13 protein-coding genes are annotated in these 14,718 nt (G+C 67.0%); 8 read left to right on the top strand and 5 right to left on the bottom strand.

Annotated features, from left to right (window positions below; translation table 11 throughout):
* Positions 1-23 precede the first annotated feature (23 nt).
* Positions 24-1,079, bottom strand: coding sequence for a LacI family DNA-binding transcriptional regulator (locus tag V3B46_RS11095; protein WP_154261805.1), 1,056 nt, complete (start codon positions 1,077-1,079; stop codon positions 24-26).
* A gap of 239 nt (positions 1,080-1,318) precedes the next feature.
* Between V3B46_RS11095 and V3B46_RS11100 the strand changes: the two genes are divergently transcribed.
* The 4 genes from V3B46_RS11100 (at position 1,319) to V3B46_RS11115 (ending at position 4,308) form a co-directional block, all read left to right on the top strand.
* Positions 1,319-1,909, top strand: coding sequence for a cysteine dioxygenase family protein (locus V3B46_RS11100; RefSeq protein ID WP_329891914.1), 591 nt, complete (start codon positions 1,319-1,321; stop codon positions 1,907-1,909).
* A 116-nt stretch (positions 1,910-2,025) separates the two neighbouring features.
* Positions 2,026-2,664, top strand: coding sequence for a bifunctional 4-hydroxy-2-oxoglutarate aldolase/2-dehydro-3-deoxy-phosphogluconate aldolase (eda, locus tag V3B46_RS11105; RefSeq protein WP_154261803.1), 639 nt, complete (start codon positions 2,026-2,028; stop codon positions 2,662-2,664).
* Between the two features lie 95 nt (positions 2,665-2,759).
* Entirely contained in the window at positions 2,760-3,788 is a 1,029-nt protein-coding gene (gene adhP, locus V3B46_RS11110; protein WP_329891915.1) for an alcohol dehydrogenase AdhP, read from the top strand.
* Positions 3,789-3,915: 127 nt separating this feature from the next.
* Entirely contained in the window at positions 3,916-4,308 is a 393-nt protein-coding gene (locus tag V3B46_RS11115) for a hypothetical protein (RefSeq protein ID WP_329891916.1), read from the top strand.
* Positions 4,309-4,379: 71 nt separating this feature from the next.
* Here V3B46_RS11115 and ligD read toward each other — a convergent pair whose 3' ends face one another.
* The 3 genes from ligD to V3B46_RS11130 all read right to left on the bottom strand — a co-directional run bounded on the left by ligD (position 4,380) and on the right by V3B46_RS11130 (position 8,343).
* Positions 4,380-6,866, bottom strand: a complete 2,487-nt coding sequence (gene ligD / locus V3B46_RS11120; protein ID WP_329891917.1) for a DNA ligase D — start codon at positions 6,864-6,866, stop codon at positions 4,380-4,382.
* 3 nt (positions 6,867-6,869) lie between these two features.
* A complete protein-coding gene (gene ku, locus V3B46_RS11125; RefSeq protein WP_329891918.1) occupies positions 6,870-7,790 on the bottom strand; it encodes a non-homologous end joining protein Ku in 921 nt (306 codons plus the stop codon).
* A 154-nt stretch (positions 7,791-7,944) separates the two neighbouring features.
* Positions 7,945-8,343 (bottom strand): hypothetical protein, encoded by a 399-nt coding sequence (locus V3B46_RS11130; protein WP_154261796.1) that lies wholly within the window; start codon positions 8,341-8,343, stop codon positions 7,945-7,947.
* Positions 8,344-8,490: 147 nt separating this feature from the next.
* Between V3B46_RS11130 and V3B46_RS11135 the strand changes: the two genes are divergently transcribed.
* Positions 8,491-8,835 carry a hypothetical protein gene (locus tag V3B46_RS11135; RefSeq protein ID WP_099554126.1) on the top strand — a complete coding sequence of 115 codons (345 nt, stop codon included), beginning with the start codon at positions 8,491-8,493 and terminating at the stop codon, positions 8,833-8,835.
* Between the two features lie 79 nt (positions 8,836-8,914).
* Here the strand turns inward: V3B46_RS11135 and V3B46_RS11140 are convergent, their stop codons facing one another.
* On the bottom strand, positions 8,915-11,005 hold the full coding sequence (locus tag V3B46_RS11140; protein WP_329891919.1) for a TonB-dependent receptor family protein: 2,091 nt from the start codon (positions 11,003-11,005) through the stop codon (positions 8,915-8,917).
* A 171-nt stretch (positions 11,006-11,176) separates the two neighbouring features.
* On the opposite strand from V3B46_RS11140, the gene V3B46_RS11145 reads away from it, so the two are divergent.
* From V3B46_RS11145 to V3B46_RS11155, 3 genes are all read left to right on the top strand, one after another.
* On the top strand, positions 11,177-12,379 hold the full coding sequence (locus tag V3B46_RS11145; protein ID WP_012509610.1) for an amino acid aminotransferase: 1,203 nt from the start codon (positions 11,177-11,179) through the stop codon (positions 12,377-12,379).
* Between the two features lie 412 nt (positions 12,380-12,791).
* Complete coding sequence (locus tag V3B46_RS11150; RefSeq protein WP_329891920.1) at positions 12,792-13,808, top strand: class 1 fructose-bisphosphatase; 1,017 nt, start codon at positions 12,792-12,794, stop codon at positions 13,806-13,808.
* A gap of 108 nt (positions 13,809-13,916) precedes the next feature.
* Positions 13,917-14,624, top strand: coding sequence for a 2OG-Fe(II) oxygenase (locus tag V3B46_RS11155; RefSeq protein WP_154261792.1), 708 nt, complete (start codon positions 13,917-13,919; stop codon positions 14,622-14,624).
* Positions 14,625-14,718: the final 94 nt, after the last annotated feature.

The raw sequence follows: 14,718 nt of genomic DNA on the forward strand, positions 1-14,718 counted from the left end.
CGGTGCAGGCGAGGGCAGGGCATTCAGGCGTCCACGGCCCGGCAGGAACCGCGCACCATCAGCTGCGGATGCACGCTGGTTGCGGTCGGCGCATCCGGCACGTCGGCCTGAACCAGCATCGCCGCCGCCATGCGTCCGATGTCGGACACATGGCGGCGCACCGAGGTCAGCGGCGGCCACAGCCGCGACGCCAGCGGGCTGTCGTCGTAGCTGACGATCGACAACTGCTGCGGCACCGCGATACCCGCACGCAACGCCACCTGGTACACGCCGGCGGCCATTTCGTCGTTGCCGGCAAAGATCGCACTGGGGCGTTGTCCGCCCATCAGCAGCCGTTCGGCGGCATGCACGCCCGACTCGAACGTATCGCCCGCTTCCAGCACGCGTTCACCCGGCAGGGTCAGGCCCACCTGCGCCAGCCGGTCGAGGAAGCCATGGGTGCGCTCGCGTGCGGTACGGCGGTCGCCCGGACCGGCAATCACCGCGATGTCGCGGTGGCCGAGCGAGAGCAGGTAGCCCGCTGCCGCGGCTGCACCGTCGCGATCGTGGGTGACCACGGCCTGTGCCTCGTCATCCGATGCATGCGCGTTGATGCGGACGTAGCGGCATTCAATGCCGTCGAGCATCTCCGTCAACGCAGCCGACTCGGAGGCACGCGGGCCCAGGATCACGCCGTGCAGCTTCTGCTGCTGCACGAAGCGCCGCACGCCGTACGCACAGTCCGGAGCCTGGCTGTCGCAGGGATGCACAACCAGTTCATAGCCGGTGCCGCGCAGCGCTTCCAGCGCGCCGTGCTGCAGGTCGACAATGCATTGGGCGCCCGGGTCGTCATACACCAGGCCGATCAGGAAGGAGCGGCGGAACGCGAGGCCGCGCGCCAAGGGGTCGGGCACGTAACCGACCTCGCGCATCAACGCCTCGACCTTGTCGCGGGTGTCTTTGCGCACCAGCGGCGAGTTGTTGATGATTCTTGAAACCGTTTTCTTGGAAACTCCCGACAGTCGTGCGATGTCGTTGATCGTGGCAGCCTTGCCCTTCGATGCCGGCAACGCGGCATCGCTAATAATTCGCACTGACATGTATAGAACCAGGTAAGTCGGAGAATTCTAGCCTTGCGCCCGTGGGGCGCGAAGTTGCGGAATGTCGCAGCGAAGATGGATCGCGTCGTATTCGACCGCTTCTGCTGCGCGAGGTTCCATTGTGATCGCTCTACTTGATGTCCATCTGAACCGTTCTTCCGCGCGTGTTCACCTTGAATGCGGGCGCGACGCGCGCGAACGCCAACATTCCCTTAACCAGGCTCCGCTACAGTCGGGGCATGGACCTGCAGACCTCTCCGTTTCCGGCGTTCCGTGGCCGCGACCGGTTGATCGCCGCAGTCGACGCGGCGATGACCTCCGGTGATGCCGAGCGCATCACCGCCCACCTGCAGCTGGCGCTGCAGGAAGCCATCGCGGACAGCCGCATCGAGTTGCCCGAGTGCGTGCACCGTCCGGTCAGTGATCATTACGCGCGACGCCCGCTGTACCACAGCCGCGAACACGGCTACAGCGTGATTGCCATGAGCTGGGGCCCAGGGCAGGGCACGCCGCTGCACGACCACGATGCCATGTGGTGTGTGGAGGGAGTGTGGTCAGGCGAGCTGGAGATCACCCGCTATGAACTGCTGGAGTGTGCCGGCGAGCGCTGGCGCTTCCGCCGCCACGCCGTGCTGCGCGGGGGCTGCGGCAGTGCCGGCAGCCTGATTCCGCCGCACGAGTACCACACCCTGCGCAACGCCAGCGACGATGCACTGGCGATCTCGGTACACGTGTACGAGGCGCAGATGGAGCGCTCGGCGGTGTTCGATCCGCTCGGTGGTGACTGGTACCAGCGCCGCATCCAGGCATTGCAGGCCGACCCGGCCTGAGCCGGGGGCAGGGCGGGGCACCACCAGCACCGTCGTGAGCCACGTGGCATCATGCGCCGCTGCGCTGCCGGACCCGGCGGCGATCCGCGATGCCCGGTCGGGCAAGGAGCAAGACGATGTCCAGCGCTGATCCGCGCCTGCGCGCGCTGTTGAAGCTGGCACCGGTGATCCCGGTGTACACCCCCGAAGATGTGAATGAAGCGGTCGAAGTGGCCCAGGCGCTGTTCCGCGGTGGCCTGCCGGTGATCGAAGTGACGCTGCGCACGCCGCAGGCGCTGGATGCGATCAAGGCGATGGTCGAGGCCGTGCCGGATGCGGTGATCGGTGCCGGCACGGTACTCAATGCCGCGCAGATGCAGGCGGCCAAGCAGGCCGGTGCGCGTTTTGCGGTGTCCCCCGGTGCCACGCCGGCGCTGTATGCCGCCGCGCGTGATGCCGACCTGCCGTACCTGCCTGGTGCCGCCACTGCCTCCGACCTGATCCTGGGCCTGGAGCACGGCCACGACACCTTCAAGTTCTTCCCGGCGGTGCAGGCCGGTGGCGCTGCGTTGCTGGCGGCCTGGCACGGCCCGTTCGCCGATGTGCGCTTCTGCCCGACCGGCGGCATCAGCGCGCAGACTGCGCCGCAGTTCCTGCACCTGCCCAATGTGCTGTGCGTGGGCGGTTCGTGGCTGACCACCCCGGCGCTGCTGCAGACCCGTGATTGGGACGCCATCGAACGCCTGGCCCGCGAGGCGTCAGTGCTGGCCGGCTGAACCGCTGCGGGAATCTTCAAAGGTTTGATCGTGATCAAAGCGCCGGCCTCGAGCCGGCGTCATTCTGTGGGCAAGCGCACTACGGAGATCCGAACATGAATTCGACCATGAAGGCCGCCGTGGTGCGTGAGTTCGGCAAGCCACTGGTGATCGAGGAAGTCTCGGTACCACGCCCGGGGGCGGGCGAAGTACTGGTCAAGATCGAGGCCTGTGGCGTCTGCCACACCGACCTGCACGCCGCCGAGGGCGACTGGCCGGTGAAACCGAACCCGCCGTTCATCCCCGGCCACGAGGGCGTGGGGCACATCGTGGCCGTGGGAGGCGGGGTAGGGCACGTCAAGGAAGGCGACAGGGTCGGCATCCCCTGGTTGTACTCGGCCTGTGGCCATTGCGAACACTGCCTGGGCGGCTGGGAAACGCTGTGCGAAACGCAGCGCAACACCGGTTACTCGGTCAACGGCGGCTTCGCCGAGTACGCACTGGCCGATGCCAACTATGTCGGCCTGCTTCCGAAAGAAGTGGGCTTCGTCGAGATCGCGCCGGTGCTGTGCGCCGGCGTGACCGTCTACAAAGGCCTGAAGGTGACCGACACCAAGCCCGGGGACTGGGTCGCCATCTCCGGCATCGGCGGTCTGGGCCACATGGCGGTGCAGTACGCCCGCGCGATGGGCCTGAACGTGGCCGCGGTGGACGTGGACGACAACAAGCTGGCATTAGCCCGGCAGCTCGGCGCGCAGATCACCGTCAACGCGCGCACCACCGACCCCGCCGCCTTCCTGAAGAAGGAAATCGGCGGCGCGCACGGCGCCCTGGTCACCGCGGTGTCGCCGAAGGCCTTCGAGCAGGCGCTGGGCATGGTCCGCCGTGGCGGCACGATCTCGCTCAATGGACTGCCGCCCGGTAATTTCCCGCTGGATATCTTCGGCATGGTGCTCAACGGCATCACCGTGCGCGGCTCGATCGTCGGCACCCGGCTGGACCTGCAGGAGTCGCTGCAGTTCGCCGCCGAAGGCAAGGTTGCCGCCACGGTCAGCACTGACCGCCTGGAAAACATCAACGAGGTGTTCGCGCGCATGCACGCGGGCACCATTGAAGGCCGCGTGGTGCTCGACTTCGCCGCCTGACAGCCTGTGCATGGCCGCCGTCGCTCCGTCCCCCTCTCCCACGGACGCGGCGGCCATGCCGATCCATCGGTAGTGCCGGCCGCTGGCCGGCAACCCCGGGCACTTCGCGCAGCCGTACAATGCGCGCATGCCCGGCCTGCTCAAGACCCTGTTCCTGTCCCTCGTCGCCCTGATTGGCGGCGTGCTGTCGCTTGCGCTGCTCAGCAGCGTCGCCAGCTGGCTGCCCCCGTTGCTGGGCATGTCGCCGGACAACAACAGCGTGCAGCTGGGGTGGGACCTGGCCTTCAGCGTGCTCGGCGGCGTCGCCGGCATTTCCTTCGCCACCTACTACGCACCGCGCTGGCCGCGCTCGCATGGTTTTTCGATCTGGTCGTTGATCGCGCTCGGCTGCGCCTACGCAATGTGGACCGCCGGCGCGGATTTCCCGCTCTGGTTCGTCATTTCGCTGCTGGCATCGCTGCCGTTGCAGCTGCTGGCCGGCTGGTGGTTCGGTCGCCGCGCGTCGCGCGATCCGCGCTGAGCGCATATAGGTAGTGGCGGTCGCTGGCCGGCAACCTCGGCCATGCTACAGGTGCCGGCCAGCGGACAGCACTACCGCTTCAGCGACGGCAGCGTCTGCTTCAATCGCGCGATGCCCTGCCATGGGTCACGCTTCAGCCGCTTCGCGCGCGCCAGCGCCTTGGCCATCGGAAACGCGTCGGCTGCGCTCACCCGCGCCAGTTCTTCCCAGCGCAGCGGCACCGCCACGCCGGCAGAATCGCGTGCACGCAGCGACCACGAGCACACGCTGGTGGCGCCTCGGGTGTTGCGCAGCCAGTCGATGAAGACGACGCCATTGCGCTTCGCCTTGCTCATCGTCGCCACGTAGCGGTCCGGCGCCTGCTCCGCCATCGCCTGTGCGAACGCCTCGCAGAATGCCTTCGCCTCGTCCCAGCCAGCCTTGGGCTGCAGTGGCACCACCACGTGTATCCCCTTGCCGCCAGACAGGCGTACGAAGCTCTCCAGACCCACCTGCTGCAGGCGGTCACGCACATCGCGTGCACCGGCTTTCACCTGTGCCCAGCTGACGCCGTCACCAGGGTCGAGATCGAACACCAGGCGATCGGGATGCTCGGGGTCAGCCACGGTCGCCCCCCAGGGATGCAGTTCCAGGGTGTTCATCTGCACCAGCTGCAGCAGACCACGCGTGTCGTCGATGTAGACGTAATCCTCGCGGCCGCTTTTCTGCTGCAGGGGCACCGCATGTACCGCATCGCCCAGGCCGGGGCCATGGTGCTTCTGGAAGAAGCAGGCCTTGCCCACGCCGTCCGGGCAGCGCAGCAGTGACAGCGGACGTCCGGTGATTTCAGGCAGGATCCAGCGCGCCATGCGCTGGTAGTAGTCGGCCACGTCGCCCTTGCTCAGTTTCTGCTTTGGAAACACCACCCGCTCCGGATGGGTGATCTGGACCTCGTCTCCGGTTCCGGCATCTGCGGTGCTCATTGCCAGGTCCTCCTTCTGCTTGTCGCTGCGCAGCCGCTTGAAACTGGCCTGGCGCAGCAAGCCTTCCTTGCCCCAGCCACGGAAGGCCACCTCCGCCACCGTCACCGGTTTCACCCAGCGCACGCTGGCAGCGCGGAACGGCACATGCGCCGGCAGCTGCAGCACGGGCGTCTTCACTGCCAAGGGCTGCAGTGCCCTGAGCAGCGCGCGCAGGCTCTCGTCATCGAAACCGGTGCCAACACGGCCCACATAGCGCAAGCCGCCTTTGTCCGGCGTGGCCAGAAGCAGCGAGCCGAACCCCACGCGGGAACCCTTGGGTGCCGTGTGGCCGACGATCACGAACTCGTCGGTGTCTTCGTGCTTCACCTTCACCCAGCTGCGCGCGCGGGTGTTCACGTACGGCGCATCCACCTGCTTGCTGACGATGCCTTCGAAGCCGGCCTCGCCGCTGGCATCGAACACCTGCGGCCCATGGTCGACCACGTGTTCGCTGAAGGCCATAGTGCCGGGCGCCGGCCCGATGAGATCCTTCAGCAGCGCCTTGCGCTCCAGCAACGGCGCACGACTGATGTCCACGCCGGCCACACCAGGAAGATCGAACACGATGTAGCGCAGCGGTTGTTTCGAACTACCGTCGATCACCCGCTGCAACGTTGCGAAGTCACTGCGTCCTTCCTTGTCCAGCACCACCAGCTCACCGTCCAGGCGCGCATCGCGCACCGGCAGCGCCTGCACGGCCTGCACGACCTCGGGAAAATCGGACGTCCAGTCCAAGCCGTTGCGCGAGCGGAGTTTCACCTCGCCGTCGTGCAGATCGGCCAGCAGACGATAGCCGTCCCACTTGATCTCATGCAGCCAGCGCTCGCCGTCGGGGGCACTGTCGCGATGATCGGTCAACTGCGGTTTGAACCCAAGGGGATAGGGCTTATCACGTGCGCCGTACAGTTGCAGCGCGCGTGCATGCCAACGCGCATCGGCCTTGCGCGTGGTCGCGCGTGCGACGGGTGCAGCACGCGCCGCCTTCGCTGCGGGACGCTTCTTCCCCGCAGATGCTCGTTTGGGCGTGGGTGCCGTCAGCAGGTCATCCGCCTCCGCGTCGCGCGCTTCGCCGTCGCCGCGCTTGATCAGCAGCCACTGCACCTGGCGTCCCTTCATCGCGGTGCGTACCAGCTTCCAGCCACCGGCGAGGCGTTGTCCATGCAGCACGAAGTCGATCTTGCCCGCCGCCAGTGCCTGCAGAGGATCACCTTCGCAGGCCCAGGTACCGTGATCGAACACCTCGACGTGACCGGCGCCGTAGTGGCCTTCGGGAATGTCACCTTCGAAGCCGGCGTAGGACAGCGGGTGATCTTCCACTTCCACGGCCAGCCGCTTCTCGCCGACGCGGAGCGAAGGACCTTTCGGCACCGCCCAGCTCTTCAGCACGCCGTCCATCTCAAGGCGGAAGTCGTAGTGGCGCGAGCTGGCATGGTGCAGCTGGATGACGAAGGTCGGCCGCCGCTTCGGGTCACCGGGGGGGTGCGCGTCGTCAGGCTCCGGCGTCTGTCCGGCGCCACCGCCAAGCCGGCGTTTGCGCCGATACTGGTGCAACGACATGGCTCACCCCGCCTTGCGTCGGGGTGCGGTCTTCTTTGCAGCCTTCTTCGTTGTCTTCTTCGCGGCCTTCTTCACTGGCGACTTGGCGGCTGCTTTGCGCGTTGCGGCCTTCTTCGCTGGCGTTCGCTTGTTCGCATCCAGGCTCTTCTGCAACAGCGCCATGAAGTCGACCACGTTGGTGCTGGCATCCTCACGCGGTGCCGGCTCATCGTCCACCCGGGTGGTGCCGCCCTTGGACTTGATGCGCTTGTTCAACACCTGCTGCAGGCGCTCGCGGAACTCATCGTGATAGTGCGACGGGTCCCACTTACCGGACATCGACTCGATCAACTGCTCGGCCATCGCCGTTTCCTTGCTGGTGATGCGGTAGTCGGACAGCTTGCCGGTGGGCAGCTTGTAGTCCTCGGGATCCACCAGTTCCTGTGGATAGCGCAGGATCATCAACACCAGCGCGTCCTCATGCGGCATCACCGCGCACAGGTATTCGCGCGTGCGCACCACCACCCGCGCGATGCCCACCTTGCCGGTGCTGCGCAACGTTTCGCGCAGCAGCACATAGCCCTTCTCGGCCTTCTTGCCGGGCACCAGCAGATACGGCTTCTCGTAATAGCGCGGGTCGATCTGCGCCGCATCCACGAAAGATTCCACCTCCACCGCTTCGTGGCTTTCCGGCGCGGCCGAACGGATATCACCTTCCTCCAGCACGACATAGCTGCCCTTGTCGTACTCATAGGCTTTGACGATGTCCTTCCACGGCACTTCCTCGCCGGTGTCGGCGTTGACCCGTTCGAAACGGATCGGCTTGCGATCGCGTGAGTCGAGCATGCGGAACTGCAGATCGACCTTGCGTTCGCCTGACATCAGCGACACCGGCACATTGAGCAGGCCAAACGACAGCGTGCCGGTCCAGATCGGGCGGGCCATGGGCGCACCTTTGGCGGGGCAGGGAGCCCAGCGTGGGCCGAAGGGCGTAAACCAGCCGTGTCCGTGCCGTGCACGTGGGTTCTACGGAAGGCGGTAGTACCGGCCGCTGGCCGGCAACCACAGCACACCCGAGCGTGTATGCAGAACCCCAGCGTTACTGCAGCAACGGCCTCACCGCCGCCGCCGGAATATGGTCCAGTGCGCGCCAGGCGTCCTCCACCACTGGCCTCGCCTGCGACCAGCTCAACCGCGACTGCCCGCGCATCTGCTCCCAGTGCTCGGCCAGTTCCTCGCAGGTATCGGCGGCGTCACCGCGTGGCCAATCCGCGGCATGGGTAGTCAGCGCGAAGGCATACACCGGGCACAGATCGCGCCAGTTGCGGTGGCTCTGGCCACGGCGCTCTTCGTAGTCACTGAGCATGTACTGCAGGTAGTCCTGCGCCACCGCCTGCGGATCCTCATGGCGGCGCGTGCGGCGCTGCGCGGTGCGCTGGCCGAGCGGATCGAGCAGGGCGTTGAACACGGACGGTGCGGGTCGTTCAAGACGGGGCATGGCCGGCTCCTGCAGCGGGGGCGGGTGGGCAGGAATACGCGCGGTGCCGTTACCGGGGGGTGAGCGAGATGTTCATGACGCCAGGTTCGCGGCGGCTTTACCTTGCGAGCGGTGTAGTGGGATCCCCTGAGCGCAGGTAGCCAGACCATGAGCCGAGAGACCTCCCGTGACCCGCTGCGGGAAAACCACCCGCCCATTCCCGGCGAGCAGCGCGGCAAGCGCGATGCCGACAATGCCGACTACCGCGGCACCGGTGCACCGTTCTTCGATGCCGAGCACGCCGGAGAGCATCTGCCGGTGAAGCACGAGGCTGAACAGGCCGCCCAGGACCGCAAGGATGGCGGTGACCGCCATCGCGGCGGACAGGAAAGCCCGCTCAAGCGGCGTGAGCGCAAGCAGCGCGCCAGCGACAACCAGGACGAGGCGCTGGAGGAGACCTTCCCGGCCAGCGACCCGACCTCGCCGTTCGTGCCAGCCAAGGCTCCCGATTGAAAGGTGGTGCCGGCCGCTGGCCGGCAGCCTCCTGACGTCCTGCACGGCGCGATGCCGGCCAGCGGCCGGCACTACTACTTCAGCGCCACGACCACTGCAGGCCGACATTGGCCCGCCTTCCCGGTCCAGGCTCGTAGAAGCGGCCATTGCCGTCATTGACGATCACCGAGCCGATGTAGGCCTGGTCCAGCACGTTCTCCAACCGTGCGAAGGCCCGCAGCTCGCCGCCCGGCAGGGTCCAGCGACGCCCACCTTCCAGGTGCAGCAGAGCAAAACCGGGCGAGCGCGCCGTAGCCACGTCATTGACCACGGTATCGGTGCTGGCCGAGGCCTCCAGCGCCCACTGCCAGTCTGTGGGGCTCCACTGCAGGCGGGCGAAGGCCTGCTGGCGCGGTACCCCGGGCAGGCGGCTGCCCGCGGCGACCAAGCTGTTCGAGGTCAGGTACGGCGAACGCACCTGCGCCTGCAGCCAGGTCCACGCCAGCTCCAGCTCCAGCTGCTCGGCCAGCGGCTGGCGATACTGCAGTTCCACACCCTGGCGGCGGGTGCGGCCGATGTTGCGATAGGTGCTGCGCCCATCAGAATTGCTGGCAACTGCCAGCTCATCGTCGGTATCTGCGCGGAACAGGCTGATATCAAGCTGGGTTCCATCCTGTGCGTGCCACTTGCTGCCTACCTCCAGATTGCGGCTGCGTGCAGCGGCCAGATCCAGCGCCAGACCGGCCAGGCCATCGGCGCGATACCCCAGCTCGTTGAAGGTGGGGGTCTCGAAACCACGTCCCACGGCGGCGTGCAGCCGCCACTGCGGGCTGGCCTCGAAGCTGACGCCTGCCACCGGCGTGGTTGCCTGGTAGCGGCGGCGGCCGCTGTCGTCCGGATTGCGCCCGGTGATGAAGCGGTCATCGGATTCGAAGCGCACCGCGCTGTGGCGCAGCCCGGCCAGCAGCGACCAGCGCGGGCTCCACTGCCACCAGGCCTGCGCGAACTGGTCCACGTTCTGCACGACGTCGATCTGGTCACGACGCAGACGCCCGCGCACGCCTACGGTGCTGCCGATGAAGTTCTCGTAGCCGGTGCGATGCTGGCGCTGGCGGTCGGCGCTGAGCCCGGCCACCAGATCCAGCGGTCGACCGGCGAGGTCGCCGTGCCAGCCCCAGCGCGCGTCCAGTCCGCCGTAGCCCGCATCCAGATCGATCACTCCGCCAGCATGCAGCGGGTTCGCCTGGGCGGTCGGCGGAATCGGCAGGTATTGCGTCACCGTGCGCTGGCCGGCATAGCCCATCAGCTGCCAGCGCTGCGCGCTGGTTTCCCGGGTCCAGCGCAGACCGGCCTGCTGCTGGCGCACCGATTTGCGGGTGTTGTACTGGTGCGCCACCGCCGTGGCCTGGCGCGGGTCAGCCGCCACCTGGGCACGCGTCAGGCCCAGCGGATCCTGCGCATCGGGGGCGTCCAGCGCATTGAGCAGCAGCTCCAACCGCCCATCGCCCAGATCACCACCAATGCGTGCGTTGAGCGATTCACGGCGCGCGCGGCTGTGATCGCGCCAGCCATCGGTGCGGAAGTGATTGGCGGCGATGTTGTAGTCCAACGCTTGGCCGGCACCCTTCAGTTGCGCGCCGACGCTGAGCGTGGTGTCGGCGCCGGCGTTCACGCGCAACCGCCACGGGTCGCCGGCTTGGCCCTGCGCGCTCCACACCTGCAGCACGCCGCCGGAGGAATTGCCGTACAGCGCCGAGAACGGCCCGCGCAGTACCTCGATGCGTTCGGCGCCCAACAAGCTGGCGTGCGACAGCTGGCCCTGGCCATCGGGCATGGTCGCCGGCACCCCGTCGATCAACACCCGCACCCCGCGCACCCCAAAGGTCGAGCGCGCGCCGAAGCCACGGATCGACAGCTGCGTATCCTGGGCGAAGTTCTGCCGGTCGCGCGCCAGCAGCCCCGGTACCCCGGCCAGCGCCTCGGACAGCTGCGCGCCGGTGCCCGCACGGCTGGCATCGATCCAGACCATGTCCTGGCTGGCCGGCAGCGCAAACGGGTCGATGCCCGGCACCCGCGCAGCCTGTACCTGCACCGCAGGCAGGGTGGTGGATGCAGGCTCGGCCACCGCCGCCCAGGGCGACAGCAGCAGGGCGGACAGCGGCAGGCAACGGCGTCGTGCGGCAGGATTCATGATTCAGGTTGATGGATGGGGCGGCAACGCACGCCATGGTACGGGGCGGCAGATGACGATGGCGGCGGCCAGCCCCGGCAGGCTTTGTTACGATGGGCTGTTTCCGGCCGAAAAGCCGCAGACCGCGTAGCGCACTTCCTCCTCCTCTCCGTCTACCGAACGAGTACCGCCGTGTCCTTCTTTGCAAACGTGGAACTGGTCCCAGGCGACCCGATCCTGGGCCTGACCGAGGCGTACAACGCCGACAGCCGCCCGACCAAGGTCAACCTGGGTGTGGGCATCTACTACGACGAGAGCGGCCGCATTCCGCTGCTGCGCGCCGTCAAGCAGATCGAGCAGCAGCTCGCCAACGAGGCCAAACCGCGCGGCTACCTGCCGATCGATGGCCTGCCGGCGTACACGCAGGCCACGCGTGAACTGGTGTTCGGCAAGGACTCGCCGCTGCTGGCCGCCGGCCGCGTCACTACCGCACAGACCGTCGGTGGCAGCGGTGCGCTGCGTGTCGGCGCCGACGTGCTGAAGAAGCTGCTGCCGCACGCCACCGTTGCGCTGAGCAACCCGAGCTGGGAAAACCACCGCGCGGTGTTCAGCGCGGCCGGCTTCGAGGTGGTGGATTACACCTACTTCGACCCGACCACCCACGGCGTCAACTTCGACGGCCTGCTGGCCGACCTGGGCAAGCTGGAAGCCGGCACCGTGGTGCTGCTGCATGCCTGCTGCCACAACCCCACCGGTGCCGACCTCACGGTCACCCAGTGGAAGCAGGTCGCACAGCTGCTGAAGGACAAGCAGCTGTTCCCCTTCATCGACATGGCCTACCAGGGCTTCGACAAGGGCATCGAGCAGGACGGCGCCGCCGTGCGCATCATCGCCGAAGCCGGCATCGACAGCTTCATCGTCGCCAACTCGTACTCCAAGTCGTTCTCGCTGTATGGGGAGCGCGTGGGTGCGCTGTCGATGGTGGCGCCGACCGCCGCTGACGCCAAGGCCGTGCAGTCGCAGGTCAAGCGCGTGATCCGCACCATCTACTCCAGCCCGTCCACCCATGGTGCCGCGCTGGTGGCAGGCGTGCTGACCAACCCGGAACTGCGCGCGATGTGGGAGCAGGAGCTGACCGAGATGCGTGAGCGCATCCACGCACTGCGCCAGGGCCTGGTCGAGAAGCTGGCCGCTGCCGGTGCGCCGCAGTTCGGTTTCATCAACGAACAGGCCGGCATGTTCTCCTACTCCGGCCTGAGCCGTGAGCAGGTCGAGCGCCTGCGCGACGAGTTCGGCATCTACGCCGTCGGCACCGGCCGCATCTGCGTGGCCGCGCTGAACCAGAACAACCTGGAATACGTCGCCAAGGCCGTGGCCACCGTCGCCAAGGGCTGAAGCAACGCTCAAGTGGCTTGAAGACAAAGGCGCCGAAAGGCGCCTTTGTTTTTTGCTCTTGCCTTTGCCATCCCCACCGCGCTCGCGGCGAACCCTGAAGCGCGTGGGAGGGGGAGGCGATGCAGGACCGTTGGCGCCATGGGCCCGAGGCATGCCTCGGGCGGGTTGGGCAGGACGCCCCCTCCGGTCTTGCCATGTGCGCAGGACAGCGCACACGAGCAAGGCGCCATCGAGCTTACATGGACGTACTTGCAGCGTGTCCTGCATCGCCTCCCCCTCCCACGAGCCTCGACAAAAGGAAGGCGCCACGAGCGCAACGCATCTGGAAACGATTACGCCTTCCCGCGCTCACGCACGGCCCCGCCATACGGGCGACAATAGGCGTTTTCCCGCTGCCGAGACCTGCCCGCTCATGTCCCGTACTTCGTTGACCCGCTTCCTGATCCAGGAACAGCACGCCGGCCGCATCAATGCCGACCTGCGCCAGCTGATCGCGGTCGTCGCCCGCGCCTGCACCAGCATCTCCATCGCCGTCAGCAAGGGCGCCCTCGGTGGCGTGCTCGGCGACGCCGGTACCGGCAACGTGCAGGGTGAAGCGCAGAAGAAGCTGGACGTCATCAGCAACGAGATCCTGCTCGAGGCCAACGCCTGGGGCGGCCATCTCGCCGCCTGCGCCTCCGAAGAAATGGACCACAGCCAGCCGGTGCCGGACATTTATCCGCGCGGTGATTTCCTGCTGCTGTTCGATCCCCTCGATGGCAGCTCCAACATCGACGTCAACGTCTCCGTCGGCACCATCTTCTCGGTGCTGCGCTGCCCGACGAACGTCGAACTGCCGGGCGATGACGCCTTCCTGCAGCCGGGCAGCAAGCAGATCGCCGCCGGCTACTGCATCTACGGGCCCAGCACGCAGCTGGTGCTGACCGTCGGCCACGGTACCCATGCCTTCACCCTGGACCGCGAGAAGGGCGAGTTCGTGCTGACCACCGAGAACATGCAGATTCCGACGACCACCCAGGAATTCGCCATCAACATGTCCAACCAGCGTCACTGGGAAGCGCCGATGCAGGCGTACGTCGGCGATCTGCTGGCGGGCAAGGAAGGCGCGCGCGGCAAGAACTTCAACATGCGCTGGATCGCCAGCATGGTCGCCGACGTGCATCGCATCCTGACCCGCGGCGGCATCTTCATCTACCCGTGGGACAAGAAGGATCCATCCAAGGCCGGCAAGCTGCGCCTGATGTACGAAGCCAACCCGATGGGCCTGCTGGTCGAACAGGCCGGTGGCGCCGCCTGGACCGGCCGCGAGCGCATCCTCGACATCCAGCCCGACCAGCTGCACCAGCGCGTGCCGGTGTTCCTGGGTTCGCGCGAGGAAGTGGCTGAAGCCGTGCGCTACCACCACGCACACGACGACGCACAGGGCTGACGGCCGATCGCCTGACAGCGGTCATGGCAGTTCGATGACATGACCGTGGGGTGACACCGAGGGCGGCAAACGGCACCATCAAGCCGTTGCCGCCTAAGGAATGCACGCATGCACGAGCAGGGCCCGGTCGATTTCATCGAAGTCATCCACAACGCCGTCCCCAGCGAGGTCTGCGCGGCCATCGTTGAACGCCTGCGCGCCACGCGTGGCCTGCAGCCCGGTGCCGTGGGCAGTGGTGTGTTCCCGGAACTCAAGCACAGCAAGGATCTGCGCATCAGTGGCCTGGACGGTTGGCAGGATGTCGACCAGCAGCTGCAGATCGCGGTGTTCAACGGCCTGCTGACTTATCTACGCCGTTATCCACAGGCGTTGATTGCGCCACTGATGTTGCAGATCCAGGACAGCAACGGCCAACCGCGACGCCTGTCTGCCGAGGACTTTCCTGACATGCCGCAGCAGCAGCTGGCCGACCTGGCCCGCACCTGCCTGCGCCCGGGGGCGATCAACCTGCAGTGGTATGCGGCGGGCGAGGGCGGTTATCCGTACTGGCACTGCGAGCTGTACCCCAAGGATGTGCAGGCCGAGACCCTGCACCGGCATGTGCTGTGGACGCTGTACCTCAACGACGACTTCGACGAAGGCGAGACCGAGTTCCTGTTCCAGGGGCGGAAGATCGCGCCGCGCACCGGCAGCCTGCTGATCGCGCCGACGGCGTTTACTCATACCCATCGTGGCAATCGGCCACAGGGTGGGGACAAGTTCATCGCGACGAGCTGGATCCTGTTCCAGAGTGCGCAGAAGTTGTTCGGGGGGTAGAGTCGAGCTTGCTCGACTGCGTCGTTTTCCCCCGTAGAGTCGAGCTTGCTCGACTGCCTTTACGTCTCCCCGAGCGGACCCACACCGCGAGAGA

The sequence above is a fragment of the Stenotrophomonas sp. SMYL11 genome, assembly GCF_036320005.1.
GTDB classification, from domain to species: Bacteria; Pseudomonadota; Gammaproteobacteria; order Xanthomonadales; family Xanthomonadaceae; genus Stenotrophomonas; species Stenotrophomonas maltophilia_A.

What these genes read in the sequence shown, in the direction of transcription:
- V3B46_RS11095 (WP_154261805.1), bottom strand. Translation starts at nt 1,079, where the DNA reads ATGTCAGTGCGAATTATTAGCGATGCCGCGTTGCCGGCATCGAAGGGC.
- V3B46_RS11100 (WP_329891914.1), top strand. Translation starts at nt 1,319, where the DNA reads ATGGACCTGCAGACCTCTCCGTTTCCGGCGTTCCGTGGCCGCGACCGG.
- eda (WP_154261803.1), top strand. Translation starts at nt 2,026, where the DNA reads ATGTCCAGCGCTGATCCGCGCCTGCGCGCGCTGTTGAAGCTGGCACCG.
- adhP (WP_329891915.1), top strand. Translation starts at nt 2,760, where the DNA reads ATGAATTCGACCATGAAGGCCGCCGTGGTGCGTGAGTTCGGCAAGCCA.
- V3B46_RS11115 (WP_329891916.1), top strand. Translation starts at nt 3,916, where the DNA reads ATGCCCGGCCTGCTCAAGACCCTGTTCCTGTCCCTCGTCGCCCTGATT.
- ligD (WP_329891917.1), bottom strand. Translation starts at nt 6,866, where the DNA reads ATGTCGTTGCACCAGTATCGGCGCAAACGCCGGCTTGGCGGTGGCGCC.
- ku (WP_329891918.1), bottom strand. Translation starts at nt 7,790, where the DNA reads ATGGCCCGCCCGATCTGGACCGGCACGCTGTCGTTTGGCCTGCTCAAT.
- V3B46_RS11130 (WP_154261796.1), bottom strand. Translation starts at nt 8,343, where the DNA reads ATGCCCCGTCTTGAACGACCCGCACCGTCCGTGTTCAACGCCCTGCTC.
- V3B46_RS11135 (WP_099554126.1), top strand. Translation starts at nt 8,491, where the DNA reads ATGAGCCGAGAGACCTCCCGTGACCCGCTGCGGGAAAACCACCCGCCC.
- V3B46_RS11140 (WP_329891919.1), bottom strand. Translation starts at nt 11,005, where the DNA reads ATGAATCCTGCCGCACGACGCCGTTGCCTGCCGCTGTCCGCCCTGCTG.
- V3B46_RS11150 (WP_329891920.1), top strand. Translation starts at nt 12,792, where the DNA reads ATGTCCCGTACTTCGTTGACCCGCTTCCTGATCCAGGAACAGCACGCC.
- V3B46_RS11155 (WP_154261792.1), top strand. Translation starts at nt 13,917, where the DNA reads ATGCACGAGCAGGGCCCGGTCGATTTCATCGAAGTCATCCACAACGCC.